Annotated in this window: 22 protein-coding genes and 1 pseudogene; 3 read left to right on the top strand and 20 right to left on the bottom strand. The window is 63.9% G+C overall.

What is annotated here, in order from left to right; genetic code table 11:
• From ACQ5BM_RS32825 to ACQ5BM_RS32785, 9 genes and pseudogenes are all read right to left on the bottom strand, one after another.
• Positions 1–187, bottom strand: a pseudogene (locus ACQ5BM_RS32825) (hypothetical protein); the annotation flags it as partial.
• Positions 188–305: 118 nt separating this feature from the next.
• On the bottom strand, positions 306–1,343 hold the full coding sequence (locus ACQ5BM_RS32820; RefSeq protein ID WP_429820191.1) for a sulfate ABC transporter substrate-binding protein: 1,038 nt from the start codon (positions 1,341–1,343) through the stop codon (positions 306–308).
• A gap of 317 nt (positions 1,344–1,660) precedes the next feature.
• Positions 1,661–2,719 carry a D-TA family PLP-dependent enzyme gene (locus ACQ5BM_RS32815; RefSeq protein ID WP_429820189.1) on the bottom strand — a complete coding sequence of 353 codons (1,059 nt, stop codon included), beginning with the start codon at positions 2,717–2,719 and terminating at the stop codon, positions 1,661–1,663.
• A gap of 104 nt (positions 2,720–2,823) precedes the next feature.
• Positions 2,824–3,909, bottom strand: a complete 1,086-nt coding sequence (locus ACQ5BM_RS32810) for an ABC transporter ATP-binding protein (protein ID WP_429820187.1) — start codon at positions 3,907–3,909, stop codon at positions 2,824–2,826.
• Positions 3,906–4,841: a PfkB family carbohydrate kinase gene (locus ACQ5BM_RS32805; protein WP_429820185.1), complete on the bottom strand. Its 936-nt coding sequence runs from the start codon at positions 4,839–4,841 to the stop codon at positions 3,906–3,908. Before ACQ5BM_RS32805 ends, ACQ5BM_RS32810 begins: the two co-directional genes overlap by 4 nt.
• A gap of 3 nt (positions 4,842–4,844) precedes the next feature.
• The gene (locus ACQ5BM_RS32800; protein WP_429820183.1) at positions 4,845–5,861 is read right to left on the bottom strand and encodes an SIS domain-containing protein; all 1,017 of its coding nucleotides are present in this window, start codon (positions 5,859–5,861) and stop codon (positions 4,845–4,847) included.
• 5 nt (positions 5,862–5,866) lie between these two features.
• The gene (locus tag ACQ5BM_RS32795) at positions 5,867–6,712 is read right to left on the bottom strand and encodes a carbohydrate ABC transporter permease (RefSeq protein WP_429820181.1); all 846 of its coding nucleotides are present in this window, start codon (positions 6,710–6,712) and stop codon (positions 5,867–5,869) included.
• Positions 6,712–7,593, bottom strand: a complete 882-nt coding sequence (locus ACQ5BM_RS32790; RefSeq protein WP_429820179.1) for a carbohydrate ABC transporter permease — start codon at positions 7,591–7,593, stop codon at positions 6,712–6,714. Before ACQ5BM_RS32790 ends, ACQ5BM_RS32795 begins: the two co-directional genes overlap by 1 nt.
• Positions 7,594–7,781: 188 nt before the next feature.
• The gene (locus ACQ5BM_RS32785) at positions 7,782–9,020 is read right to left on the bottom strand and encodes an extracellular solute-binding protein (protein ID WP_429820177.1); all 1,239 of its coding nucleotides are present in this window, start codon (positions 9,018–9,020) and stop codon (positions 7,782–7,784) included.
• Between the two features lie 233 nt (positions 9,021–9,253).
• Here ACQ5BM_RS32785 and ACQ5BM_RS32780 point away from each other — a divergent pair, with 233 nt between their 5' ends.
• Positions 9,254–10,483 (top strand): ROK family protein, encoded by a 1,230-nt coding sequence (locus ACQ5BM_RS32780; protein ID WP_429820175.1) that lies wholly within the window; start codon positions 9,254–9,256, stop codon positions 10,481–10,483.
• 16 nt (positions 10,484–10,499) lie between these two features.
• Here ACQ5BM_RS32780 and ACQ5BM_RS32775 read toward each other — a convergent pair whose 3' ends face one another.
• Entirely contained in the window at positions 10,500–11,420 is a 921-nt protein-coding gene (locus tag ACQ5BM_RS32775) for a LysR family transcriptional regulator (protein WP_429820173.1), read from the bottom strand.
• 120 nt (positions 11,421–11,540) lie between these two features.
• Between ACQ5BM_RS32775 and ACQ5BM_RS32770 the strand changes: the two genes are divergently transcribed.
• Together ACQ5BM_RS32770 and ACQ5BM_RS32765 are read left to right on the top strand one after the other, a co-directional pair.
• Complete coding sequence (locus ACQ5BM_RS32770; RefSeq protein ID WP_429820170.1) at positions 11,541–12,410, top strand: pirin family protein; 870 nt, start codon at positions 11,541–11,543, stop codon at positions 12,408–12,410.
• A 150-nt stretch (positions 12,411–12,560) separates the two neighbouring features.
• Positions 12,561–13,238: an isochorismatase family protein gene (locus ACQ5BM_RS32765; RefSeq protein WP_429820167.1), complete on the top strand. Its 678-nt coding sequence runs from the start codon at positions 12,561–12,563 to the stop codon at positions 13,236–13,238.
• Between the two features lie 74 nt (positions 13,239–13,312).
• Here ACQ5BM_RS32765 and ACQ5BM_RS32760 read toward each other — a convergent pair whose 3' ends face one another.
• From ACQ5BM_RS32760 to ACQ5BM_RS32715, 10 genes are all read right to left on the bottom strand, one after another.
• Positions 13,313–14,566 (bottom strand): Zn-dependent hydrolase, encoded by a 1,254-nt coding sequence (locus ACQ5BM_RS32760; RefSeq protein ID WP_429820165.1) that lies wholly within the window; start codon positions 14,564–14,566, stop codon positions 13,313–13,315.
• On the bottom strand, positions 14,563–15,099 hold the full coding sequence (locus ACQ5BM_RS32755; RefSeq protein ID WP_429820163.1) for an L-2-amino-thiazoline-4-carboxylic acid hydrolase: 537 nt from the start codon (positions 15,097–15,099) through the stop codon (positions 14,563–14,565). The genes ACQ5BM_RS32760 and ACQ5BM_RS32755 overlap by 4 nt, the downstream gene beginning before the upstream one ends.
• Before the next feature lie 167 nt (positions 15,100–15,266).
• Complete coding sequence (locus tag ACQ5BM_RS32750) at positions 15,267–17,819, bottom strand: spermidine synthase (RefSeq protein ID WP_429820160.1); 2,553 nt, start codon at positions 17,817–17,819, stop codon at positions 15,267–15,269.
• A gap of 69 nt (positions 17,820–17,888) precedes the next feature.
• Positions 17,889–19,532 carry an arylsulfatase gene (locus ACQ5BM_RS32745; RefSeq protein ID WP_429820156.1) on the bottom strand — a complete coding sequence of 548 codons (1,644 nt, stop codon included), beginning with the start codon at positions 19,530–19,532 and terminating at the stop codon, positions 17,889–17,891.
• A gap of 153 nt (positions 19,533–19,685) precedes the next feature.
• Complete coding sequence (locus tag ACQ5BM_RS32740; protein WP_429820154.1) at positions 19,686–21,056, bottom strand: BatD family protein; 1,371 nt, start codon at positions 21,054–21,056, stop codon at positions 19,686–19,688.
• The gene (locus ACQ5BM_RS32735) at positions 21,053–22,624 is read right to left on the bottom strand and encodes a VWA domain-containing protein (RefSeq protein WP_429820152.1); all 1,572 of its coding nucleotides are present in this window, start codon (positions 22,622–22,624) and stop codon (positions 21,053–21,055) included. Before ACQ5BM_RS32735 ends, ACQ5BM_RS32740 begins: the two co-directional genes overlap by 4 nt.
• Positions 22,621–23,625, bottom strand: a complete 1,005-nt coding sequence (locus ACQ5BM_RS32730) for a vWA domain-containing protein (RefSeq protein ID WP_429820150.1) — start codon at positions 23,623–23,625, stop codon at positions 22,621–22,623. The genes ACQ5BM_RS32735 and ACQ5BM_RS32730 overlap by 4 nt, the downstream gene beginning before the upstream one ends.
• Positions 23,612–24,139 (bottom strand): DUF4381 domain-containing protein, encoded by a 528-nt coding sequence (locus tag ACQ5BM_RS32725; RefSeq protein ID WP_429820148.1) that lies wholly within the window; start codon positions 24,137–24,139, stop codon positions 23,612–23,614. The genes ACQ5BM_RS32730 and ACQ5BM_RS32725 overlap by 14 nt, the downstream gene beginning before the upstream one ends.
• Before the next feature lie 2 nt (positions 24,140–24,141).
• Positions 24,142–25,137, bottom strand: a complete 996-nt coding sequence (locus ACQ5BM_RS32720; RefSeq protein WP_429820146.1) for a DUF58 domain-containing protein — start codon at positions 25,135–25,137, stop codon at positions 24,142–24,144.
• Between the two features lie 16 nt (positions 25,138–25,153).
• Positions 25,154–26,125: an AAA family ATPase gene (locus ACQ5BM_RS32715; RefSeq protein ID WP_429820144.1), complete on the bottom strand. Its 972-nt coding sequence runs from the start codon at positions 26,123–26,125 to the stop codon at positions 25,154–25,156.
• Positions 26,126–26,342 lie beyond the last annotated feature (217 nt).

Genomic DNA, 26,342 nt, shown 5'->3' with positions numbered 1-26,342 from the left:
GCGGATCGAGCGTCAGCGCCACGAACTCGGACCAGCCGAGCCCGCTTGCCCGCACCACCAGCCCCGACAGCGGGATCAACACGATCAGCACCAGCCAGCTCAGCGTGATCCCGAGCGATAGCCCAAACCCAGGCAAGACACTCGGCTGGCGAAACCGCCAGGGCGCAGTCTTCGTCGTATCCGTCAATGGCACTACCTTTGTCAAAGCTCACGAGACGTAATGAACCGCATTTCCTGCCAATGGCCCGGCGCGGCGCGAAGCAAGACGCGCAGCCAGTTTGACCGGCTGCGCGTCGATGTCCTTCTTATTGGCCCGGCTTGTAGAGCTTGTCGAAGATACCACCGTCACCGAAGAATTTCGGCTGGGCTTCCTTCCAGCCGCCGAAGTCTTCAATGGTTACGAGCTTCAACTCGCCGAAGCGGGCGATGTCGGCCGGGTCGGCCGCCGCCGGCTTGAACGGCCGGTAGTAGTGCTTGGCGGCGATCTTCTGGCCAGCGTCGCTGTAGAGGTAACCGAGATAGGCTTCCGCCACCTTGCGCGTGCCCTTGGCGTCGACATTGCCGTCGACGAGCGCCACTGGCGGTTCCGCCTTGATCGAGATCGACGGCGTGACGATCTCGAACTTGTCGGGCCCGAGCTCCTCGAGCGACAGATATGCTTCGTTTTCCCAGGCGAGCAACACGTCGCCGAGACCACGTTGCACGAAGGTCGTCGTCGCTCCGCGCGCACCGGTATCGAGCACCGGAACATGCTTGAAGAGTTCTGTCACATATTCCTGCGCCTTGGCGTCATCACCGCCATTGGCGGCGCGGCCATAGGCCCAGGCGGCCAGAAAGTTCCAGCGTGCGCCGCCCGAAGTCTTCGGGTTCGGCGTGATCACCTGGATGTCCGGCTTCACCAGATCGGCCCAGTCCTTGATGCCCTTGGGGTTGCCCTTGCGCACCAGGAAGACGATCGTCGACGTGTAGGGTGCGCTGTTGTTTTCAAACCTCTTCTTCCAGTCCGCCGGGATCTTGCCGGTTTGCTTGGCGATCGCGTCGATATCGGCTTCGAGCGCCAGCGTCACCACATCGGCCTGCAGACCGTCGATGACCGCGCGCGCCTGCTTGCCCGACCCTCCGTGCGACGTCTGGATCGTCACGGTTTCGCCGGTATCGGCCTTCCACTTCTCGGCAAAGGCAGCGTTGAAGTCCTTATAGAGTTCACGTGTCGGGTCATACGACACGTTCAGGATCGTCGTGTCGGCAAACGCAACACTTGCAGCTCCCAGCTGCAGGCCTCCGAGCACAATTGCCAGTCCCACTATTCCGGTAATTCGTCCAAAGACCATCTCGACCTCCATTGGTTACCAGATAAAACTATCAATTTAATCGACTGCTACAACGCAAACCGATGATGCTGGAGGCGGCTATCGGGAAATGTCCTATCGTTCTCGCGGCTTTTTCAGGAACGGTTTGCCTGCAACCGTCGCATTGGGCCGCGCCGGCCCGCCACGACAGTTACATGGAGCGCGTGGTGCCCGTGTCCAGTGGGCGCGCGTCGATTCTCCCTGCTGCCGTTTGGCGAAACGGTCCACCTAACTGCCTTCAATCTCGCATTCACGACAAATGCGGGGGGCGCTGAGCGAGCAGAGAATTCGGCACGGTCTCTAAGGGGAGGCTAGAGTACGTGGCCGCGGGCGACGATCGGCCAGGTGTCCTTCAGCGTGCCGCCCTCGACAATATGGACGGCATCGACCATGTTGGTCACGACGCAGGCGTGGTTGGGCACGATGCGGAGCTGGTCGCCGACCTCAAGGTTGATCGGCCCATCGGTGACGAGGCGGCCATGTTCCTCCGAAAGCTGGTCGATGCGGATGTCATCACGGCCGAGCACGTGACCATAGCCGGTCAGCCCTAGCAGGTCCGAGGTCAGCACCTTGCTGCCGGCATCAATGATCGCCCGGCTTTCGGAGGGCACCGAGACGACGGTCGCCAGCACCGTCAGGGCGCAATCGTCCCAACCGGCAACGCCACGCGAAACCAGCGAGCGATCGTTGTAGATGTAGGTGCCCGGCCGATACTCACTGGCAACAGGGGCGCCGGCGGCGTGCATCATGCTCGGGGTGCCGCCCGAGGTGATGGCGGGCACGGCGATGCCGTCGGCTTCGATCAATCGCTTCGCTTCACTCATGAAGGCCTGGACCTTCGCCTCGCCGTCGACCGGCGGATAGGTCATCAGGCCGCCAAAGAGCAGCCCAGGCGCATCCGCGATCCGGCGGGCCAGCCTCGCGGCTTCTGCCGGCGTGCCAACGCCACAGCGATCGGCGCCGGTGTTGCATTCGACGAGCACGCGAAGCGGTCTGTCCTTGTCCGCGAAAAAGCCCGCAAGCCCGTCGATGACGGTCTCATTGTCCGCGACGACGGCAAGCGCGACGCGGCCATTGAGCCGTTCCAGCCGTGCCATCTTGGCCTCGCCGAGAATGTTGTAGGTGATCAGCACGTCCTTGATCCGGTCGCTGCCCTCGACCATCGCTTCCGCCTCTGTGACCTTCTGGCAGGTGATGCCGACTGCGCCGGCCTCGAGCTGCAGCTCGGCCATCTGCGGCAGCTTGTGCGTCTTGATGTGCGGACGCACGCGAATGCCATGCTCGTCGGCATAGGCCTGGAAGCGCTCGATGTTACGCTTGGCAACCTCGAGATCGACGAGAACGGCCGGCGTTTCGATCGGCAAGGGCATGGCGGTCACTTCCTCTTCTCGCGCGGGACAATCTGTGATGAACGATTCTCACAAGAAGGAAAAGGCATTGCCAAGGCAATCCCCGCCATCGCCCGCAGGCAACCTCAGCTCCTCGCCAGCGACCGGCCGCTGTCGGGATCGAAGAGATGGAGGGCATCCGCTTCGACGGTGAAGGCGCGCTCCTCGCCCGAAAGAACCGTACTGCGCGGCGGCAGGCAGGCGGTGATGCGCTGCTCGCCGATCCGCGCCGTCGTCACGAGCTCGGGGCCGGTGAGTTCGACCACCTCGACACGGGCCTTGAACTGCGGCGCGGGTTCGTCACCGGCTGCAAGTCGCAGCGCTTCCGGCCGAATGCCAGCCTTGACGCGCTGGCCATCCGAGACAACGGCGCGGAAGCGGGCCGGCAGGGTGATTGCCTGCCCGTCGCCGGCGATCTGCAACTGACCTTGCGCAACGGTCGCATCAAGGATGTTCATCGGCGGCGAGCCGACGAAGCCGGCGACATAGAGCGTCGCCGGCCGGTCGTAGATCTCTTGCGGCGTCCCGAGCTGCTCGATCCGGCCGTCGCGCATCACCGCTATGCGGGTCGCGAGCGTCATCGCCTCGATCTGGTCGTGGGTGACGTAGACGACGGTGGTCTTCAGCATCTGGTGCAGGCGCTTGAGCTCCGTGCGCATCTCCATGCGCAGCTTTGCGTCGAGGTTGGAGAGCGGTTCGTCGAAGAGAAAGACCTGCGGATTGCGGACAAGCGCGCGGCCGATGGCGACGCGCTGGCGCTGGCCGCCGGAAAGCTGGCTCGGCTTGCGGTCGAGCAGGTTCTCGATCTGCAGCAGCTTCGCCGCTTCCGCTACCGCCTTCTCACGCTCGGCGGCCGGAACCTTGCGCATCTCCAGCCCGAAGCCGATATTCCGCGCGACGCTCATGTTCGGGTAGAGCGCATAGGACTGAAACACCATGGCGATGTCGCGGTCCTTGGGGTGGGCTCCGAGAATGGAGCGACCGCCGATCCGGATGTCGCCGCCGCTTGGCTCCGCAAGTCCGGCGATGATGTTGAGCAAGGTCGACTTGCCGCAGCCGGACGAACCGAGCAACACTAGGAACTCGCCGCTCTCCAGGTCGATATCGATGCCTTTCAGCGTCTCGATCTCGCCATAGCGCTTGTGAATGTTCTGAATGGCGAGAGCGCTCATGCGCCGGTCTCCTGAAGGTAGAACGAAAGCGGTTTGCCGTAGCTGCGCGGCAGGGTGGAAATCGCTTCGGAGGCGATGGCGACGCCGGTGCGAAGACAGGCTTCCAAAGGCATCTCGGCGGCAAGTGCCGCCAGGAACCCGGCATTGAAGACGTCGCCGGCGCCGATCGTATCGACCACTGAAACCGCGGGTGCGGCGGCCGACGAAAGACGGCCTTCCGCATCGATGGCGATCGCGCCATGGGGCCCCCGCTTGACGACGACGATCGCGCCCTCGGGCATGTGTTTCCGGAGTTCATGTGCGGCCGCGGTGGGGTCGGCAACGCCCGTCAGCGTCGTCGTCTCGACCTCGTTGAACAGCGCCAGCCGGCAGCGCCTCAGCCAGCCGACGGTCGCCGTGCAGTTTGTCTGTGTCCAGCCGTCGAGCGGCCAGCCGGTGTCAAGGGCAACGGCTATGTCGTGCACGTCGGTCCAGTCGAAGAAGCGGTCATAGTCCGCTGTTAGAGCATCGGTCAGGAAGGCACCCGAAAGCAGCGCGTAGCCGCCGCGCAGCTTCTCGCCGTCAAGCATCGCTCGAACCTCCTCGAAACTCAAAAGCGGGAGATGTCCGCGCGTCGTGAAGAAGGTGCGTTCGCCATCGGGATGGGTGATGCCGACGGAGAGCGTGGTCCCGACATTTTCGACCGTCCAGGACTTGGATCGCTCGGGAAAAGCCTCCTTCAGCCAGGTTCCGAACTGATCGTTGCCGACATTGGCGGCGATCGCATAGTCGACGCCGAGCGAGTCCCAGGCGAGCGCACTGTTGCCGGCGCAGCCGCCGACGCGCAGTTCGTCGTGATCAACGATGATTTCGGTGCCGGCTTTCGGCCAGGGGGCCGCCGGCCCGAGGATGAGGTCGACATTGGCGTTGCCGACCACGGCAAGAGGACGCATCGATTATTCGCTCCGGGTGATCTTGGTCGAGCGCACGGGAGTGCCGGCATTCTCGACGCGGGCTGCCGCAAAGGCGATCATGAAGGACTGGGCGACCGGCAGCATCGCGAAAATTGCCGCCATGCCGGCGGCCGGTGCAAAGGAAATGGTGGTGACGCCTTCGATCGGCGCTTGACCGGAGGCGTCGAAGACGATGACCGGCGAGCCGGCCCCGGCGGCGGAAATAGCCATGGCTTCGACGAGACCGGCGGTCGGATCGTTCGCCCGGAAGAGCACGACGCCAACCGACGGACCGAGCATTTCCATGGGTCCGTGGCGAAGCTGGCCGCCTTCGAGCGAGAAGCAGGGCAGGCGCGAAAGCTCGGTCAGGCCGAGGCCGATCGCTTCCGCCAGTCCCTGAAGCCGGCGGCCCGACGTGACGACGGAGCGGACGTCGCTCAACGCAGCAAGCGCTGTCGCCACATCGGGCGATTGCGGATGTTCCAGTGCCTGAAGTGCTGCGGCCGGGTCGTCGCCGAGGGCAGCGAGAACGGCAAGATGCAGGGCGAAGCTGATCGTCAGGCTGCGGGTGGCGGCAAAGGCCTTTTCCGTGCCTCCAATGCCGATGAGCGATGGTGCATTCTGCGCGAGGAAGGAGCCGCCTTCCAAGGTGAGGCCGAAGGTGTGTGGCGTTGCGCCATCGGTTTCGCCAAACCAGCGCAGCACTTCGGCGCTTTCGCCCGACTGCGAGGTCACGAGGATTGTCTTGTTCGCGATTGGAAGCGGCTGGCCGAGCTGTTCCGAGAGCGGCAGGGCAATGGCGTCGATGCCATGGGCGCGGTAGAGCGGCTCGACGGCGCGGCCAACGGCATGCGAACCGCCCATGCCGAGCAGCAGCAGCTTGCCCGTCGCCTTTAGCGACGCGGCAATCTGTGTTGCAAGGGCGGTTGCCTGGTGGAAGGAGGCGATCGCATCCGAAGCCTGACGCGCCATTTCACGATCGATTGCGACGAGCCCGGCCGGGCGTTGCGTGGTGGTCATAGCCGTCATCCTTTGACGCCGCCGCTGGTCAGCCCGGAAATCAGGGCTCGCTGCATGAGGAGGCCGATCAGCACCGGGGGCAGGGCGGCGAGCACCCCGGCGGTTGCGATCAGCCCGTAGTCGGAGACACGGCCGCCGGCGAGATCGGCGATGGCAACCGTGAGCGTCTTGGCGCGCAGATCGGAGGTGAAGAGCAGCGCATAGAAGAATTCGTCCCAGGCGAGCAGAAAGGCGAAGAGCGCGGAAGTTGCCATGACCGGTGCCGCGAGGGGTAGCGTGATGAGCCGCAGGATCTGGTCGAGGCGGGCGCCATCGATCATCGCCGCGCTCTCGATCTCTCTCGGAATGGAATCGAAGCCGGATTTCAAGAGCCAGGTGGTAAAGGGGGCCAGAATGGTGAGGTAGACAAGCGCCAGGCCGAACACGGAGTTCAAAAGGCCGAGATAGGCAAGTCCCATGTAGAGCGGCACGGCCAGCGCCACCGGCGGCAGCATGTAGGTGGCGATCACGCCATAGAGCGACCAGGAAACGCCGGGCGTGCGGGACACCGCCCAGGCGGACGGAATGGCGACAGCGATCGCCGCCAGCGTTGCCATGCCGGCGACCTTGATGCTGTTGAACAGCGAAGCCGTAAAGGCGGCGCCGGCGCTGTTCTCCAGCGTCGACAACAGCAGGCGGTAGCGCGACAGGTCGATTGTATCCGGCCACCAGTTGAGCGGTTTTGCCGAGAGGTCGGCGGCTGACGAGATGCTCATGACGAAGAGCCAGAGAATGGGGGCGAGGATGACCGCTGCCAGCAAGAGCGCCGAAGCGTAGACGAAAGCGGTGAACAGGGTGCTCTGGCGTTCCATCATGATGCTCCTGCGGCCTTGCGCACCAGTGCCGCATAGGCGACGGCCAGCACGGTCACGAGCAGCGTGACGATCAGCGCCAGCGAGGCACCCGATCCGGCGCGCTGGAAGGAGAAGGCCTCCTGATAGACGAGGATCGACAGCGTGCGCGTGCTGTTGGCGGGGCCGCCGCGCGTCATCACCCAGATGATGTCGAACACTTTGAAGGCCTCGATTGTGCGCAGCACGAGGGCGACGAGCAGAGGCCCCGCCAGATACGGCAGGATGACGTAGCGGAAGCGATTGAAGGGGCCGGCGCCATCGACGAGCGAGGCCGCGGCGATATCGCGCGGTACGGCCTGGAGGGCCGCGAGCGCGATCAGGGCAACCAGTGGAAAATTCTTCCAGCAGTCGGCGATGATCAGCGCCGTCAGCGCGGAGCCGGGCTCGCCCAGCCAGGAGCGGTAGCTGTCGATCAGGCCGATCTGCGTCAGGGCGGCGTTGAGCGCGCCATATTCGGGATTATAGATCAGCCGCCAGAGCGTGGCGTTGACCACCGTCGGCAGCGCCCAGGGCAGGATCATCAGCGCCCGCAGTGCGGTGCGACCACGGAACTGTTGATTGAGCAGAAGGGCCGCCAGCACGCCGAGCACCATCTCTGCGGTGACCGAGACGACGGCGAACCAGGTCGTCGTCATGAAGGCGCGCAGGAAGTTCGAGCCGCCGAGCATCTTGGCATAGTTGTCGAAGCCGACGAACGCGCCTTCGGTGCCGACGAGTTTGGCGTCGGTGAAGGACAGCCTGACCGTATCGACCAATGGCCAGCCGATGACCGCAATCATGACCACCAGCAATGGCAGCATGAGCAACCATGCGCGCGTCGTTATCCAGGTGCCGGACATGGGGTGGAAACCTTCTCGGGCCTAGGAAGCCCCGTCATGCTATCGCACATTGCCTCGGATCGTAACCGACCCAAGCGAATGATGCGCCAAATCAACGTGTTAAAGTCCTTGGACGCAAGCGTTCAACCGCCAAGCGCCATTTCCCGCGGTCCCCGGGCGGTTGCCCGCCCGGGGCTTGGGAGGACGGCTCAAAGGCCGCTGTTTTCGGCCGCCGTCTTCAAGGCGTCCTCAGGTGAAGCCTGGCCGAGCAGCGCTTCCTGGATCGCCTGCTGAAGGGCAGTCGAAAGTTCCTGATACTTCGGTGTCGTCGGGCGCGGATACATGGCCGCCAGGCCGCGCTTGGCGGCGCCGATCAGCTCTTCCTGGCCTTTGGTGACGCTCGCATCCTCGTAGGACGAGGCCCAGATCGGCAGGCTGAGCTTGGCATAGGCGTTCTGCGTCTGCTGCGAGGTCATGTAGACGATGTACTTCCAGGCCTCGTCTGGATGCTTGCTGGTCGAGGTGATGCCAAGACCCATCGAACCGTTGACGGCCGAAACCTCGCTCTTGCCTGCGACGCCCGGCGCCGGCACGACGCCGACCTTGCCGGCAACCTTGCTTTCCTTCGGATCGTTGGCAAGGTTGTACATGTAGGTCCAGTTCAGCGCGAAAGCGGCTTCGCCGTTCTGGAACACCTTGCGTACATCCTCCTCCAGGAATTCCTTGGAGTTCGGATTGGTGAGGCCAGAAGAATAGCTCGCCACCATGTAGTTGAGCGCGTCGAGGCCGCCGCCCGAAGTAAAGGCCGGCTTGCCGCCCTCGATGAACTTGCCGCCATAGGCGCTGACGAGGGTGGTGTAGTCGCAGATCGCGGCTTCGGCCTGCGACCAGCTCCAGGCGATCGGGGTTGCAAGCAGGCCCTTGTCCTTGATCACCTTTGCCTGTTCGGCAAGTTCGTCCCAGGTCTTCGGCGGCGCCTTGATGCCGGCCTTCTCCAGGATGTCCTTGTTGTAGAATAGGTATTTGGTGTCGAGGATCCACGGCATGCCGTAGCGCTTGCCGTCATATTCGACAGTCGTCCAGGCACCGGGCAGCACGCCGGACTTCATCTCGTCGGTGATGCGGTCGGTGACGTCGACGAGCACTTTGTTGGTGGCGTATTCGGCCGGCCAGATCACATCGAAGAGCACGACGTCGTAGCCGCCGCCGGATCCCTGCGCCAGCACGGTTTTGTCGTGCAGCCCCTCATAGGGCACGAATTCGAGGTTCACCTTGACGTCCGGGTTGGCCTTGGTGAAGGCCTCGGTCATCGCGCGCACATCCGCCTCGCTATAGGCCGCCTGGGCCATGAAGAGCGCGTTGAGCGTCGTTTCGGCATGCGCGTGACCGGCGAAGGAGACGCCGGCAAGGGTCGCGCAAAGCAGCGCGGTTCTTATCGATTTCAACATGATTGCCTCCAGTAACTTGAGCGTTTCAGCTTCCTTCGACGCGTCTCTTGGGTGCGCCGTATGCGAGAAGTCCGTCCGTTTCCGAGCGGCCGTCGACATATGCATTCGGAGCGCTCGCGACGGGGCTCCGCCGTCGCTCTCGTTCCCCCGGAGCTCATTTCGGCTCCTATTAAGTCAATTGTCTTGACTTATTTTTTGTTCAATATTCTAACAGTGTCAAGAGGGCTTTTTGGATGAACGATATGCGCCTGATCCGGGCGAAGAGCGGCACCAATCAGGAGGGAACGAGCGCACACAACCGGCGTGTGATGATCGACGCTCTGCGCTTGAACGGTCAATTGTCCCGGGCCGAGCTCGCCCGCGCGACGGCGCTCACGAAGCAGACGGTCTCCAACATCATCGAGGACCTAGAGCGTGACGGGCTCGTCGAATCGCTTGAGGCGGTGCGCAACGGCCGCGGGCAACCCTCCACACCCTATCGCCTGGTGCCGGAGGGAGCCTTTGCGATCGGACTGCAGATCGACCGGCACGTGACGCGGACCATCGCGGTCGATCTGGTCGGTCGGGTGCTTGCCCGCGGCGAAGCCAACCTACCCGCCGGCGGACCGGCGACCGGCGTCCGGACGATCCTGGAACTGATCGAGAAGACCCGTCGCGATCTCACGGCGATCGCCCCGCAATCGGAAGACCGGCTCGTTGGCCTAGGGGCGGCAATGCCCGGTCCCTTCGGTATCGAAGCCGATGACGACGACACCTGGATGATGGCAGCCTGGCAGAATTTCCCGTTGCTCGAAACGCTTGCTACCGGCACGGGGCTCGATGTCGGCCTACAGAACGATGCCGCTGCAGCTGCGACTGCCGAACGCATGGTTGGAGCTGCGCACGGCGTGGACCATGCCATCTGCATCTATCTCGGCTACGGCCTTGGCGCCGGGCTGATCCTCAACGGCGAGCTCTATCGCGGCGCCAATGGCAACGCTGGCGAGATCGGCATGATCCTCAGCCAGCCGCGAGGCGCATCGCTGGACGACCGCACGCCGCTCGAACACCGCGCCTCGATCGCTTCGCTCTGCAGGCTTCTCGACCTCGACCCCGCCGATCCCGAGCTGTACGCCCATATCGATGCGGTTGCCGCCGGTTCGGATGAGCGGGTGCGGCGCTGGCTCGACGCGGCCGTCTTCGAACTGCGCGCCGCTGTGCAGGCGCTCGAAACGATCTTCGATCCGCAGACGGTAATCCTGTGCGGCGGGCTTCCGCCGGGGCTCGCGCGTCTGCTCGTCGAGGCGATGATGCCGTTGCTGCCTTCGATCGCCGACCGGCGCGACCGCAGCCTTCCGCGATTACAGATCGGTTTCACCGATCCCTGGGCGGTGGCGATCGGTGCTGCGGCAGAGCCGATCAGCCGCACTTTCGATCCGCGCTTCTCAGCAATCCTCAAGACCCGGGCCAGCGCTGCCCTATGATCCCGGACTTCGGCGATCAGGTTCGTGGCTCGTCCAGACGCGCCAGTTCTGCAAATTCGGCGGCGAGAAAGTCGAGCAGGGCGCGAACGGAGGGTAATAGGCCCCGTCGCGACGGGAACGCGGCGTGGATGATGCCCGCCTTTGGCGCCCAATCCGGCAACACATCGACCAATGTGCCGTCCTTCAGGTCTTGCCGCACCACCATCGTTGGGAGCTGGCAGATGCCGACGCCATTGAGTGCCGCCAGCCGCAGGGCCACCATGTCCTCGGTCACGAGCCGTGGCCGGTGCCTGACGATTGCGGTTGCGCCGCCGGGACCGTCCAGCCGCCAGTCGTGACTTTGGCGATCGGGGTTCCAGGCAAGGCTCGGGAGCGCGCCGAGATCGGCCGGTGCGGGCGGCGCGGTCATGTCGGCAAGCAGCCTGGGACTGGCGACCAGCCTTTGCTTGCTCTCGGCAAAGCGCTTGACGACGAGATCGCTTTCTTCAAGCGGTGGAAAGCGGACGCGGATCGCGACATCGATGCCCTCGCGCAAGACGTCGACGCGGCGATTGGTGCTTTCGAGCACCACCTCCACCTTCGGACATTCGGCCATGAACCGGGCGATCATTTCGCCAACCTGGAAATAGACGACCGAGGACGGGCAGCTGACATGGACCACACCCTGCGGTTCGGAACGCGTGCGGTCGATCATCTCCTGCGCCGCTTCGGCCTCCACCAGCATGGCGACACAATGGCGATAATATTCCCGGCCGATCTCCGTGATGACGAAATGACGGGTCGAGCGCTGCACGAGACGCACACCCAGTCGCTCTTCCAGAAGGCCGATGCGACGGCTCAAGCGTGAGCGCGGCATGTCGAGCTTGCGGGCGGCGGCCGCGAAGCCATTCTGCTCGACCACGTCGACGAAAAGCCTGAGATCGTTCAAATCCTGCATGGGTATTGTCCTATTTTTGCGACACTATAGTCCGAAATACCCGTCTACCGCTAGATTTGGTGCAGTCATATCTTCCCTCCAACGCTCTCGCTGAAATGGCGAGGCCAAGGAGAAACAGCCATGAGAAAGATACTTGGCATTTTCGGGAACGCGCATCCGCATTGGGTTGGCGATGGCTTCCCGGTTCGCTCGCTGCTGGCGCGCGACCGCGTCGGCGATCACGCCAGCCCGTTCCTGCTGCTCGACTACGCAGGGCCGATGAACTTCGCGCCGGGCGTGACGCCGCGCGGCGTCGGCGTCCATCCGCACCGCGGCTTCGAGACGGTAACGATCGTCTACCAGGGCGAGGTCGACCATCGCGACTCCGCCGGCAATGGCGGCCATATCGGCCCGGGCGACGTGCAATGGATGACGGCCGCCGGCGGCATCCTGCATGAGGAGTTCCATTCGGAGCGCTTCACCAAAGAGGGCGGTACGCTCGAAATGGTCCAGCTCTGGGTCAACCTGCCGGCAACCAACAAGAGTGTCGAACCCGGCTACCAGACCTTGCTCGATCGGGACATTCCGACGGTGAGCCTGCCGGACGGCGCCGGAGCGTTGCGGGTGATCGCCGGGAGTTATGCCGGAGCGCAAGGACCCGCCCGCACCTTCACGCCCGTCAATCTCTGGGACCTGCGCCTGAAACAGCAAGGTTCGCTCGGTCTCGATCTGCCGGAGGGCCATTCGGTTGGCCTGGCGGTCCTGCGCGGCAATGTCCTCGTCAACGGTAGCGACCTCGTCGGAGAGGCCCAGTTCGTTCTCTTCGGACGCGACGGCGGCGGCGTGACACTGGACGCCAGCTCGGATGTGACGGCGCTCGTCTTGAGCGGCGAACCGATCAACGAACCGGTCGCCATGTACGGCCCCTTCGTCATGAACACCGAACAGGAAATCAGACAGGCGATGACCGACTTCCAGTCCGGGCGCTTTGGCAAGATCGCGAGCGCCTAGCACCGGCTGGTCGCGCGCCGGGCCGGAGCTCGGACGGCCTAAGGGCGGATACGCTTCGCCACAGATAACGAGCCTGACAAGGAGCAGCGGCCGCAACAGACCGGGCGTTGTCTCGATCCCAACAGAAGCCCATCAACAAGGAGCAAGACCATGACACCTGCAAATTTCAACGGACAGCGCCCGGTCATCGATCCCGACGACGCCGTTATGCTTCTGATCGACCACCAGAGCGGCCTGTTCCAGACCGTTAACGACATGCCGATGCCGAAACTGCGCGCCCATGCCGCGGCGCTTGCCAGCATGGCGACGCTGACCAAGATGCCGGTCATCACCACCGCTTCCGTGCCACAGGGCCCGAACGGTCCGCTGATCCCGGAAATCCATGCGAACGCGCCGCATGCCAAGTACGTCGCCCGTCGCGGCGAGATCAACGCCTGGGACAATCCGGATTTCGTCGCCGCGGTGAAGGAAACCGGCCGCAAGACCCTGATCATTGCCGGCACGATCACCAGCGTCTGCATGGCCTTTCCGGCGATCAGCGCCGTCCATGACGGCTACAAGGTCTTCGTCGTCGTCGACGCTTCGGGCACCTATTCGAAGATGGCCGAGGAGATCACTCTTGCCCGTGTCGTCCAGGCCGGCGTGGTGCCGATGGATACGGCGGCGGTCGCCTCCGAACTGCAGCGTACCTGGCACCGCGACGACGCCCAGCAGTGGGCCGAGATCTACACCAAGATTTTCCCGGAATATCAGTTGCTGATTGAAAGCTATCTCAAGGCGCAGCAGGTCGAGAAGAACCACGAGCAGCTCGACTCGCAGCGCGGCTGAGAACGCTGAGACGTCGCGAAAACCGACTGCAGGCACCCACGGCTGTTGTCAGCCGTGGGTGCCTTGCTTATCGATCAGCGCCGGTCGAGTTCCAGGATGGTCTGGAACAGAACCTCCGCGCCGCGGGCGCACTCTTCGGGCGAAGTATATTCTGCCTCGTTGTGCGAAAGACCGTCCTTGGAGGGCACGAAGATCATTGCGGTCGGCGTAATCGTCGCGATATGCGCCGCATCGTGTCCGGCGCCGGATACAACGTCCGTGGCCGAATAGCCGAGTGCTTCTGCGCTGTCGCGTACGGCACCTACGATCGACGGGTCGAAGGCGACCGGCGCCTTCGACCAGATGCGCCTCAGTTCGGCGTTGGCGCCGGCCTTGCGAACGGCATCCTGCAAAGCGGTTTCCATCTGGTCGAGGCCAGCCTCGGAGGGATGGCGCATGTCGATCTGGAGCCGGACGGAACCCGGCACGACGTTGCGCGAATTGGGGCCGACCTCGACGAAGCCGACGGTTCCCACACCGGGGGGATTCTCCCGGGCAATGTCGCGCACGGCAAGCACGATTTCGGCGGCGGCAACGAGCGCGTCGTCGCGCTGCGCCATCGGCGTGCTGCCCGCATGTGCCTCGGTGCCGGTGATGACGACATCGAACCAGCGCAGGCCCTGGATGCCGGTGACGACTCCGATCTCGGTTGCGGACGCCTCGAGCAGCGGTCCCTGTTCGATATGGAGCTCGACGTAGGCGGCGAAGGCCGTCGGTTCGAGCGTTCCTCTTCCGCGATAGCCGATCGCATCGAGGGCCGCGCCCACGGTGGCGCCTTCGCGGTCGCTAAGGGCATGGGCCGCATCAAGCGAAAGCGCGCCGGCAAAGACGCCGGATCCCAGCATCGCCGGGGAGAATCGCGAGCCTTCCTCGTTCGTCCAGTTGACGACCGTCAGCGGATGGCGGAGCCGCGTGGAGGTTTCCTTGAGGGTACGCAGGATCTCGACCCCGGCCAGCACGCCAAGGATGCCGTCGAACCGACCGCCTTGCGGCTGGGTATCGAGATGGCTGCCGACGGCGATCGCCGACAGCGCCATGTCCTCACCCGGATAGGTCGCGAAGATGTTGCCGATGCCGTCGACTTCGACCGAGCAGCCGAGCGCCCGGCACTCGCCGACGAACCAGTCGCGGACCTGGCGATCCTCCTCGGTCAGCGTCAAGCGGGTGACCCCGCCCTTGTCGGTCCCGCCGAACCGGGCGGTCGTGACGATGTCGTTCCACAACCGATCGCCGCTTGTCGCCGGCGTGTTGATGCGCTTGGGGTCAATGCGCAAGGCTTCGACGCTCATTTCGGCTGCTCCGGGGCATCCTTGTTGAACCGGTAGCGGAAGTCGCAATGGGTGGCGCCCTGCATCACCGTCTGGGTGCGTTCCAACGTGATACGCGGATCGTAACCGGTGCAGAAGACGCCGTCGCGGTTGCAGGAAAGCAGGTGCCCGATATGGCCGAGCCCCATCTCGCGATAGGTCTCGGCGTAGCGACAGCGCTTCACGTTGTAGTGGAACTCTTCGTCCGTCGCTTTCGTGACTTCGATCGTCAGCGCATCATCCTGGGTCCACAGATCCTGCAACTCCTGGAACGTGCGTAGATTGGTGCCGCCGGGCGTTTTTGCCGCAAACGTCCGGCCGGCCTCGATCGCGGCCTTTGTGATCGCCTTGTCGAGGATTGCCTGGGCGCGCTCCTCGCCGATTTCCTCGCGCATCGCCTCGTAGATCGGCGCGATGATGCCGGCCTCGATGCGGCGACGCGCGAGAATGCCGATTTCGCCGTCCATCGCCGCCCGCGACGTGGTTTCGGTATTTTCTTTGTCCGTCTTTTCCATGGAATGCCTCCCTGTCTGCATAGGGCAGAACGACAGGGGGAGGATACTACGGCAGTGATGCCTTTGTGTTGCAAATCTGTGCCGGAAGGATCCGATGCTGTGCAAATATTTTGCGCAGACTTGAGCTTGTGCCGGAATCAATCTCGCCGACGCACTGGTTTACGCCATCAACGCTCGCTGCTCGAAACGAACCAGCGATAATAGGGATTGTCCGGCTCGACACGCATCAGCAATTCCATGTCGCGCGCCCATTCGTCGCGATAACCGGCATAGGCGTTGAGCGATGCCTGGTAGAACAGCATCAGCCGGTTGTGGGCATCCGCCACGGGTTTCTCGAGCGCCGCGTCCGCACCGACAAGCGGTGCCTTGCTGCGCAGGGCGACGAGGTTTGGCAGGGTCCGCTGCAACTCGTCGGGCCGAACCCAGCTCGCATATTCGATCCGCGGCTGGTCGTCGGTCACCGGCAGGATTTCACCCGCATAGCGCTTGAGCCCGTCGCGATCGGTCATCCAGGTTGCCAGCAAATCCGCGACGCTGCTGATGCCGACCTCGCCAAGCGCAGAGACGAGGGCCGGGTCGGCCATCCGCGAAGCAATGCGACCGACGTCGAGTTCCTGCGGTTCGACGGAGCCGACCAGCAGCATCTCATGCAGTTCGGTCGACCAGAGCGAGGCGTGCGGGAAACTGTCGAGGAAGCTGCGCACGAGCGCGCGTGTGTCCTCGTCGTTCTGGGTGGCGATCGGCAGCCATTGCGCAACGAGACCGTTCGGCGCCAGACGTTCGCGTGTCAGTTGATAGAAGTCGGACGAATAGAGGTTGACGACGCCGACGGCCGATGGCGGCGGCGGTTCCAGCGTGATGAGATCGTAGCGCTCCGCGCTTCGCATCAGTTCTCGACGACCGTCAGCAACACGCACTTCGAGGCGGCTATCCTTTGCCGCATTGAAATTGCCGGTAAAGAATCCTGAGGCGCGGGCGACGGACGGCAGCAACTCGGCGGCAACGCGCCGGTCGAGCCCGGGATAGGCAAGCAGCGAGCCCGCGGTAATCCCGGTGCCGAGCCCGATCACCAGTGCCGATTTCGGTTCCCCCTTGTGGATGAGGAGGGGCAGGAGCGCCTGGAGCCGCATGTAGCGCAGCGACGGCATGGCATCGCCGGTATTGGAAACGCCTTGGATGTAGAGGCGGCGGAAACGCCGGTCCGGCTGGCCCTGTTCGATGACGGCGACAGTGGCGCCCAGCCCTTCTTCGTAAGAGATGACCGTACCGTTGCCGCGCGAGAGGTTCAACAGGTTTGCCAGGCGGTCCGACGGCACGGTGACGGCGATCAGCACCGTGACGATGCCGAGCGCCGGCGTCGCCATGCGCCAGCCCGCCCAACCGTTCTTTCCGCGACTGAGCGCAATGAGGCCGATGATGGCTGCGGTGAGGGCGAGAATGGCGAAGCTTCTGATGATGCCGAAGGACGGGATCAGCACGAATCCGGTCAGCAGCGTGCCAGCGATGCCGCCCAGCGTGTTCAAGGCGAGAACCCGCCCGGTGTCGCGCCCGACATTTTCGGGGTCGACGGCGAGCCGCAGCGCGACCGGGAAGGCGGCGCCGAGGATCAGCGTCGGGATGAAGACGATGGTGAGCCCCGCGGCAAGGAACCGTGCGCACATTCCGGCAAAGATGCTGCCGGTGATGCCGGCCACAGCCGCTTCGGCGCTGGTCTGCAACACCGTCAGCCAGGGGCCGAGCAGGGCGAGCTCGGCGAGCGCCACGAGGCCCGCCAGAGTGATGAGCAGGCCGAAGGTGCCCCAGGGATCCGACAGTCTGTCGGTCCGGCGGGCAAAGAGTGCCGCACCGAGCGCCAGGCCAGCAAGATAGGTCGCCAGCACCACCGAGAAGGCAAATGAGCGGGTGGAGATGAACTGGACGATCGCCTGCGACCAGGCGACTTCGTAGCCAAGCGCGACGCCGCCCGCGATCGCATAGAGGATCAGCGCGAGACGCGAACCGGCGCCTTGCGTTTCGGCAGGCTGCTCGGTTTGCTGCGTTTTGCCCATCCTTGCCGTATTCAGCGAGAGGGCCATGGCCGCGGCGGCAGCGCCAAGGGCGCCGGCGGCAAAACCGGTCGCCTGGACGCCGAGCGCTGGAACGATCACGAAGGCGACCGCCAGACAGCCGACGATCGCGCCGAGCGTGTTGGCTGCGTAAAGGCGACCGCCCTTCGCTCCGACCCCACCCGGCGCCCCTTCGAGCGAACGCAGCAGCACGGGGAGGGTGCCGCCCATCAGGAAGGCAGGTGTCGCGACGATCAAGACCAGCAAGGCCCAGGCGGCGAAGGCGCTGACGCCCTCGATCGCGACGAAGAGCGGGGCGATATGGGAAAGGACGACGGTGACGCCAGTGCCAAGCACGGCAACGCCGGTTTCCAGCAGGGCATAGAGGCGGAGCGGCCGTTCGGAACGGTCGCCGATGCGGCCGAGGGCGAAGCTGCCGAGCGCAAGGCCCAGGAAAAAGGCGCTGACACCGGTGCTGACCGCGTAAACGTCGATGCCGGTCACGAGCGAGAGCTGCTTGATCCAGAGAACCTGGAAGATGAGCGCGGCGGTGCCGGAGAGAAAGAGCATGAATGCGGCGATGGCCGGACCGAAGCGTGTCCGCCTTGCCGCCAAGTCGTGTTCATTCGACTCCTCGAAGGCGACCGTTCGAGCGGGCGGAATGTTCTTCGTCATCACGATACGCCATCTGAGCAAACGCAAGAAAGAGAAGGCGGCGCGTATGGCGCACCGCCTTCGATATTGTCATTGAGCCGGTTGGGTCTTGGCCAGGATCTCGTTGATCTTGGCATGCACGCCTTCTTCGATCTGATCGACCGAGAAGCTCGCCGGCTTCTGGCTCGGCGGATACTCAATGAAGGTCTCGAGGAAGGCGGCAGCCTTGATGACGCCCTGAGCGGTCAGATAGGCGTTCTTGGTGACCCAGTCGTTGTACTGGTCGGAAACGATGTCCGCGCGCTCATAGGGGTCCATGCGCAGATTGAAGATCTTCGGGACGCGCAAGCAGGTGAACGGATCCTGCCAGACATCGAAGCCGCCGGGCTTGCGCATTTCGCAGAAGGCCAGTTTCCAGTTGTCGAAGCGCATGCCGACGAGCTTGGCGTCGTCGTTGAAATAGTAGAATTCGTTGCGTGCGCTCTTCGGTTGCTCACCGGTGAGGTAGGGCAACTGGTTGTAGCCGTCGAGATGCACCTTGAAGGTCTTGCCGTCAAGATCGGTGCCCTTGAGCAGACGCTCCTTGATGTCCTTGTCGCCGGCTGCCGCCAAAAGCGTCGGGAACCAGTCGAGACCCGAGAACATCTCGTTGGAAACGCCCGGCTTGATCTTGCCGGGCCAGCGGATCATGGCCGGTACGCGGAAGGCACCTTCCCAGTTGGAGTCCTTTTCGCTGCGGAACGGCGTGGTTGCCGCGTCCGGCCAGGAGAACTGGTTGGGGCCGTTGTCTGTGGTGTAGACGACGATGGTGTTGTCGGCGATCTTCAGCTCGTCGAGCAGGTCGAGCAGCTTGCCGACGTCACCATCATGCTCGATCATGCCGTCGGCATAGTCATTGCCCGGCATGCCGCTCTGGCCTTTGTATTGATCGCGCACATGGGTGAAGAGATGCATGCGCGTCGTATTCATCCAGGTGAAGAACGGCTTCTTGGCTTCCGTCTGCTTCTTGATGAACTCCATCGCCGCCGCGGTCGTCTCGTCGTCGATGGTTTCCATGCGCTTGGTGTTGAGCGCCCCGGTATCTTCTACCTTGCCGTCGGCGAAGGAGTGCAGCACGCCGCGCGGCGCGTAGGATTTGAGGAAGGCGGGATCGTCTTTCGGCCAATAGGGCCGCTCCGGCTCTTCCTCTGCATTCAAATGGTAGAGATTGCCGAAGAATTCGTCGAAACCGTGTGCGGTCGGCAGGAAACGATCCTGGTCCCCGAGGTGGTTCTTGCCGAACTGACCGGTGGCATAACCCTGCGCCTTCAGCGCCTGGGCGATCGTCACATCACGGTCCTGGAGGCCGACCGGAGCGCCGGGAACGCCAACCTTGGACATGCCGGTTCGCAGCACCGTCTGGCCGGTTATGAAGGTGGAGCGGCCGGCGGTGCAGCTGTTCTCGGCGTAATAATCCGTGAATATCATGCCGTCCTTGGCAATCCGGTCGATGTTCGGTGTCTTGTAGCCGACGACGCCGAAGGAATAGGCGCTGATGTTGGTCTGGCCGATGTCGTCGCCGAAGATCACGAGAATGTTCGGCTTGGCGGCATCCTGCGCAAAAGCAGGGAGCGCCGAGCCGGAAATCGTCGACATCAGCACGGTGCCGGCGAGCGCCAGCGCTTTCGGTTTCGTGGACCGCTCGACGGCACATGTCGCGAACCGCCCAAGCCTGTTCTTCAAATCGATACTCATTTCAAATCTCCCTGAGGCCGCAAACAATCGCTCTCGGAATGCAGACAAGGTTCGAATTTACCGACGTAATCTCCGCGCGAACGCGCCCGCGGGTAAGTACGTAACGGTTACGAAGGCGCACGCACGCGTGTGACGGAGGCGACGCGTGGGGCCTCAGCGGCTCTTCCGCAACGTACTGTCGAACACCGGGTTGAGTTCGGGCAATTCATCGGCCGCTTCGCCGCCATCGTCGGAGAACTCATCCAGCCAACGTCGCCGGGCCGACTTCAACCCACTTCGCAGACGGGCGAAATCGGAGCGCTCGTGTTTTGATTGCGCAGTGCCGTAGCGGCTCTGCCGATGGCGAGCAAAGGCGCTTCGCGTCTCCGGATCGGCAAACCGATCCAGCCATTTCGCAAGCGGCACGTTGCCGGTCTTGCGCGACCATTTATCGAGCGCCGATTCCAGCCGTGTCCTGTCGTGGTCGCGGCAGGCATCGAGAACGTGTCGGAAGGCCGTCTCCTCTGATTGCGCTTTGCGCAAGAGCGCCGCACCGATCCAGCTTTCCAGCCGGCCAGCCAGATTGGCGGCAAGCTGGACCAATAAGGCAAATGCGAGGACGGCGGCCACGGCAGACGTCCACCACAGCCAATCAATTGGTTCCTCGGCGCGCGGCGGCGGGGGCGGCGCAAGGGCAACTTCCGTTGCCGGTGCCGCGCCGACCACGACCTTCGCTCCGTCGGCCTCGGCCGTTTCGGCTTTTCCGGTCGCGGGGTTGAACCATTCCAGTGTAATCGCCGCCAGCGAGAAGGTTCCCGGCACCGCAAAGACATAGGTTACGGTGTCCTTGCGCAGTCCCGCGGCAACATCGCCGCGTGGCGTGCGCTCCTCCGAGAGCACCGGATCGTCCCGATAAATCTTGACGCCCTCGGGCGCTTCGAAGGTCGGTTCGGGGATCATCATCGGAGCCAGGCCGGTCGCGCGGGTGGTGACCGTGCGCACGAGCGCATCACCCGCATGCAGGCCGGCCGCGTCCCGGTCGAATGTCTGCGTGATCGTTATTTCCCCGGCGGTGACACCGGGCGCACCGGCGGCGCCTCCGGGAACCGCAGCAACGGTAAATTTGAGCCGTGGTACCGCCACCTTGCCTTGTGTCGTCTGGCCGGGCACGGCGGCATAGCCGAAGGGGATCACGATCGTCGGCAGGGCATAGTGACCCGCTGCCTGTGGCGTGATCACATAGGTCTTGCGGATGCCGGAAAAGGCCTCGCCATCAACAGTCTCATTGAGGTTCATGCCACGGTCGTCGGGCATGGTGACCACCGCACCCGGGAGATCGAACAAAGGAAATTGCGGCGGCGCCAGGAAATAGTTCGGCACGAAGACGTCGATGTCGATCTCTACCTGCTGCCCGGCATAAATCGTCCCCTCGGTTGCGAGCGTGGCGCGCGCGAAGGGGTTCGCGGCGAGCGCGTTGCCGGCGAACCAGAGCGACAGGCCGACGAGCCAGGCGAGCAGCCGAGGCAAATTGGACGAGGCGCTCACGGTGTCGCCTCCTTCGCCTCGATCGCAAATTTGCGGGCGAGCAGCTCGGCGGGCGAGACCTGGATGTTGCGCATCCACATGTCCGCCGTCTGCGGTCCACCCTGGATCGTCGCGTCCGTGCCCTTCTTCCCCTGGTCGTCGAACTGTACCTGATCGGGGTCGATACCCGCCTGTTCCTGTTGCTCGTCCTGTTCCTGCTTGTCCTTGTCGGCCTTGAACTTTTCGGCAGCCGCCAGGTTCCTTTTCGCGTCGGGCCAGTCGGGGCGGCGGTTCAATGCCTGCTCATAGGCAGCGATCGCCTCTTCCGCCTTCCCAAGGTGCATGAGGGCGTTGCCCTGGTTGTAGTAGCTTTCGGCCGTATCGGTCTCAGCGAAGGCGTCGATCGCGTCCTGGAAACGACCGGCACGATAGAGTGCCGCCCCGCGCCAGTCGGGATCGGCGAACTTTTCAGCCGCGCCCGGGAAGTCACCTTGCTCGAAGGCGCGACGGCCCTGCTGGTCCGGCGTCAGCCAGAGATCGAGGAAGCGGTCATCGGCGGCCTGCGCCCGTTCATTGCCCGTAAGCAGGGCGACGGCGACCAGATAGACTGCCCAGCGCACGGTCCAGCCGCGCCGGAACCAGAACAGACCGAAGACGGCGATCGGGATCGTCAGCCACCAGCCGGCATCGTGCCAGCGGGTCAGCCCCTCGGCGGTCTTTGCGGCAAAGTTGGTCTGGATACGCCTGACGATCCAGCGCACGTCGGCATCGTCGGCCGTGACGGTCGCGACCTCGGCCTCGGACGCGGACTGCAACGCCTTGAGGCCGTCGACATCGAGCTTGGAGCGAACGTGAGCGCCCGTCGGGTCGGTCAGGAACCCGCCGTCGGCGGTCTTCACCGGCCCGCCTTCGGCCGTGCCGATACCGAGCACCATCAGGGCGTTGCGGCCCTTGTACCGGCTGAACGCCTGAAAGGCGGCGCGCTCGACCCCGTCGGTCATGAACAGGATCGTGCCGGGAACGGTTTCATTGGCCAGAGCCTTCTCGACTTCCTGCAGGGCCTTTGCCGTATCCTTGCCGTCGACCGGCATGATCTGAGGCGAGAGGGCGGCGAGATAGGTCTTGACCAGCGCTGCATCGTCGCTGAGCGGCAGCACCATATGGGCGGAGCCGGCATAGGCGAAGAGCGCGGTGCGCGAGCCCTTTCTGAGGCTAAGGATATCCTGGACCTTGAGCTTGGCCCGTTCGAGCCGCGTCGGAGAGATGTCCGTCGCATTCATGGTCGGATTGAGGTCAATGGCGATTGCCAGCGGCGCGGTGTCCTCGACGAAGGGTGGGCGCTCGCGCTGCCAGGTCGGCCCAGCGGCGGCGATGGCCGCTACGGCGATCAGCGCCGCCGTGATGTGAACGGGTTGGAGGCGCCGCTTGCCGCCCTTTTCGACCAACAGGTGATCGAGCAGATGCGGCGCGATCATGCCCTGCCATTGCGAGCGGACATCTCCTCGCCGGCTGACGAGGTAGATGAGCAGAGGGGCGGCGACCAGTGCCAGCAGCCAGAGCGGTCTCAGGAAGTGGAAATCCGAGATCATGGCGCTGCCTCCTGCCGCCGGCGACGCTCGGCAAGCGAAGAGAGAAGCCACATGATGGCGTGATAGGCGAGGACGATCAGCAGTGCTGCGCCAAGTGGGTAGTGGAACAGTTCGATGCGCGGTCGCCAGGACAGCGTCTTCTGATTGGCCGGTGTCAACTGGTCGAGCAGTTCGTAGATGTTCTGCAGGCTCGCCTGGTCCTGACCGAAGAAATAGCGGCCCTTCGTCGTCTCGGCGATGCCCTGGAGGGTTGCCGTGTCGAGCTTCTGCTCGCCTTCTGCATTGGGGTCGCCGATGCCGACGGTGTGAATCACCACCTGTCTGTCGGCGGCGATGCCGGCGGCCTTGTCGGGCGGCATCTTGCTGGCGGTGTCGTTGCCGTCGGTCAGGAGGATCATCACCTTGTCCGGCGCGGTGCTGGCGTCGAACATCTTGATCGCGAGGCCGATCGCGTCGCCGACCGCGGTGCGCGGACCGGCCATGCCGGGCAGGCTGTCGGCCAGCATCAGCTTGACGGTCGCGTGGTCGAGCGTGAACGGCACCAGCGGATAAGGTGCGTCGCCGAAGGCGATCAGGCCGAGCCGATCATTCGGCCGCCGGTCGATGAAATCGGCGACCACCTTGTGAACCGCCTCTGCCCGGGTCTGCAGTTCGCCGGAGGGAGCGCGAAAGTCCCGCGTATCCATTGACTGCGAGAGATCGATCGCCAGCATCAGGTCGCGCTGCGGCTCGGTCTTCTCGATCGGGGGCTCGACATATTGCGGGCGCGCCAGCGCCAGCACGATCAAAGTCCAGCAGATCGGCGCAATCACCTTCTGGCCGAGATTGGTTCTCGGAACGACCGAGCCTTCGGTCGGACCGAGATTTGCGGCGGCGGTAATATCCTTGAAGAAAGGTATTCTGACGGCGGCCGATTGCTCGCGGTAGGGCGGAAGCAGCCACCAGACGAGGAAGGGCAGCGGCAGGAGGATCAGCACCCAGGCATGATCAAGCACGTACATGGTGTGCCTCGATCCAGTGACGTGCCGCGGCAACATAGGCCTGCGCTTCCGGCTCCGGAACCGCGCAAAGCGCTGCGCTGCCGCGATATTCGGCCTCCTCGAAGAAGCGCGCCGAGGCGATCGGAAACACGGGGCCGCCGGAATGGATATCGAGGAAAGCCGTCCAGCCCGTGCCGTGGAGCCCGGCTATTGTTTCGCGCGGCCAGAGCACCAAGGCGGTGCGCTTCAGGAGGACGGGCAGGGCGACGAGCGCTTCGCCACGGGTGGGGGGGGCGGTCAGCCGTCGTTCGATCTCCTTGAGGTCGGCGAGCGCTTCGCGACGGTACCGATTGGTCTCCCAACGCCGGTACCAGTGCCAGCAGGCGAAGGCGATCAGCAGGAGTATGACGCAGCCGAGAACCGCCCATGCCACGGTCTGCGGCATCATCGAGACAGGCTTGGGCATGGCGATGTCCGCAAGCTCTCGAAGGGTTGCCTCGAGCAACGGATCTTTTGCTGGGGCTGCCGTCGCCATCGCTATCGCCTCCGCTGCCGGCTGGCGAGCTGGCCGAGCATGGTGCGTAGTTGCGGCGCGACTTCCTCGGCTGCCGAAATCGGCAACATCGGCAGACCGAGCTCCTCCTGCCAGGCGCGCAGCGCCCGCCCGCGCTTTCTGGCGAAGCTGTCGATGGCCTCGCGAACATTGCCGTGGCCGAATTGGACTTCGGCCTGAAGCAGCCCGCCGCTGAAGACGATGTCGCCCTTGCGGGGCAGTTCGAGCAGGAACGGATCGTAGATGAGAACGGAGATCACATCATTGTGGGCCGAGAGCTTCAGGAGCATGTCGCGGGTTTCGAGGCTGTAGCCGTCGAAATCGCTGATGACGATAATCAGGTGATCGTGCCGCGCAATGTTGGCGACGGTGGAGAGAACCACGTCGAGCTGTTCCCCGCCATGCGGCGCGTGCGAACCGGCCTGCAGTGCCGTGTTATGGCGAACGATGCTGTCGGCCAGGCGGATCACCGCTTGCCGGCTGCGATAGGGGCGCACCTCGGTCACCTCTTCGTCGCCGAAGACAAAGCCGCCGACGCGATCGCCGCGCGCCAGCACGCGCCAGGCCGAGAGCGCGGCGACTTCCGCAGCCGCGACCGACTTCATCGCGCGGCGGCTGCCGAAGAACATGTTGATGCGCTGGTCGACGAGGATCAGCGCCGGCCGGTCCTTCTCTTCGTCATAGACTCGGACGACCGGCTTGCCGGTGCGCGCCGTCACCCGCCAGTCGATGGTACGGATGTCGTCGCCGGGGAGATAGTTGCGCAGTTCTTCGAATGAGAGCCCACGGCCGCGCATGCGCGATTCATGACGTCCGGCAAGCAGTCGCCGCACCGGTGCTTTACGCAGGAAGGTCAGGTCGCGGGCCATGGCTTCAAGGCTGACGAGCGTGTCGACCGACGTATAGACGCCGGTCGCATTGACCTGGCGGGGCTTTACGATGCCGCGGGAACGGGCGAGAGCCGGCAGGGATATGGCCATCGACAGACCTCCATCCTTAGGCAACCGCGACGAGTTCGACGATGCGGTCGATCACCTGGTTGGCGGTGGTGCCGCCCGCGTGCCCTTCGTAGGAGAGCACCAGCCGGTGGCGAAAGACGTCATGCACGGTGGCCTGCACGTCGTCTGGGGTCACGAAATCACGCCCGTTCAGCCAAGCGTGCGCCCGCGAGACCTTGTCGAGGCCAATGACGCCGCGCGGGCTGACGCCGACCTGGAGCCATTTGGCGAGGTCCTTGTCGACCTTGTCGGGATAGCGGGTCGCCATGACGAGCGCGACGATGTAGTTCTCGATCGCTTCGGAAACGGTGATCGCCGATATCTCCTGGCGCGCGGCAAACACTGAATCCTGGGCGAGTTTTTCCGTTGCGTGATTGTTGGATTTCGCGTGGATTTCCTCGGACCGCACGAGCCGCATGATGTCGGCCTCCGACGCAGCGTCGGGGTAATCCACTTGGATATGCATGAGGAAGCGGTCGAGCTGTGCCTCCGGCAGCGGGTAGGTGCCTTCCTGCTCGATCGGGTTCTGGGTCGCCATCACCAGGAACAGGTCTGGCAGGGTGTGACGCTTGCCACCGATGGTGACCTGGCGTTCCTCCATCGCTTCGAGCAGGGCGGATTGCACCTTCGCCGGCGCACGGTTCACCTCGTCCGCCAGGATGAGATTGGCGAAGATGGGGCCTTCCTGAAAGCGAAACTCGCCTTTGGTGCCATCGGAAAAATAGATCTCGGAGCCGGTGATGTCGGCAGGCAGAAGGTCGGGCGTGAACTGAATGCGCGAAAGCTCCGCGTCGAGGTTCTTCGCCATGCTCTTGATGGCACGGGTCTTGGCCAGCCCCGGCAGGCCCTCGACGAGCAAGTGGCCGTTGCTAAGCAAGCCCAGCAGCAGCCGCTCTATCATGCCTTCCTGGCCGACGATCGCTTCGCCGATGCGCTTGCCGAGTTGCTCGATGTCGTCGCGTGCACCCATGAATTCCTGCTCCCTCTGCCTTTCGGGCAGCATCAGTCATCATGAAATTTCGGCAGAGCTTATTGTTAAATCAGGTCAATTGGAAAGGACGTAACAGTAACAAAGATCAGGCAGGAAGCGCATTTGCCCGATTTCGACCATGGCCCGCGAGTTTTGCTTGTCGTCGTAACGGTTACGCACTTTGGATCGAAGGGAAATGGCGTTAGCCTGCAGCGAC

This window comes from Ensifer sp. B1-9 (genome assembly GCF_050474445.1).
Classification (GTDB): Bacteria; Pseudomonadota; Alphaproteobacteria; order Rhizobiales; family Rhizobiaceae; genus Ensifer.
The sequence above is the reverse complement of the archived record's forward strand: the minus strand, read 5'-3'. Positions and strand labels throughout refer to the sequence as shown.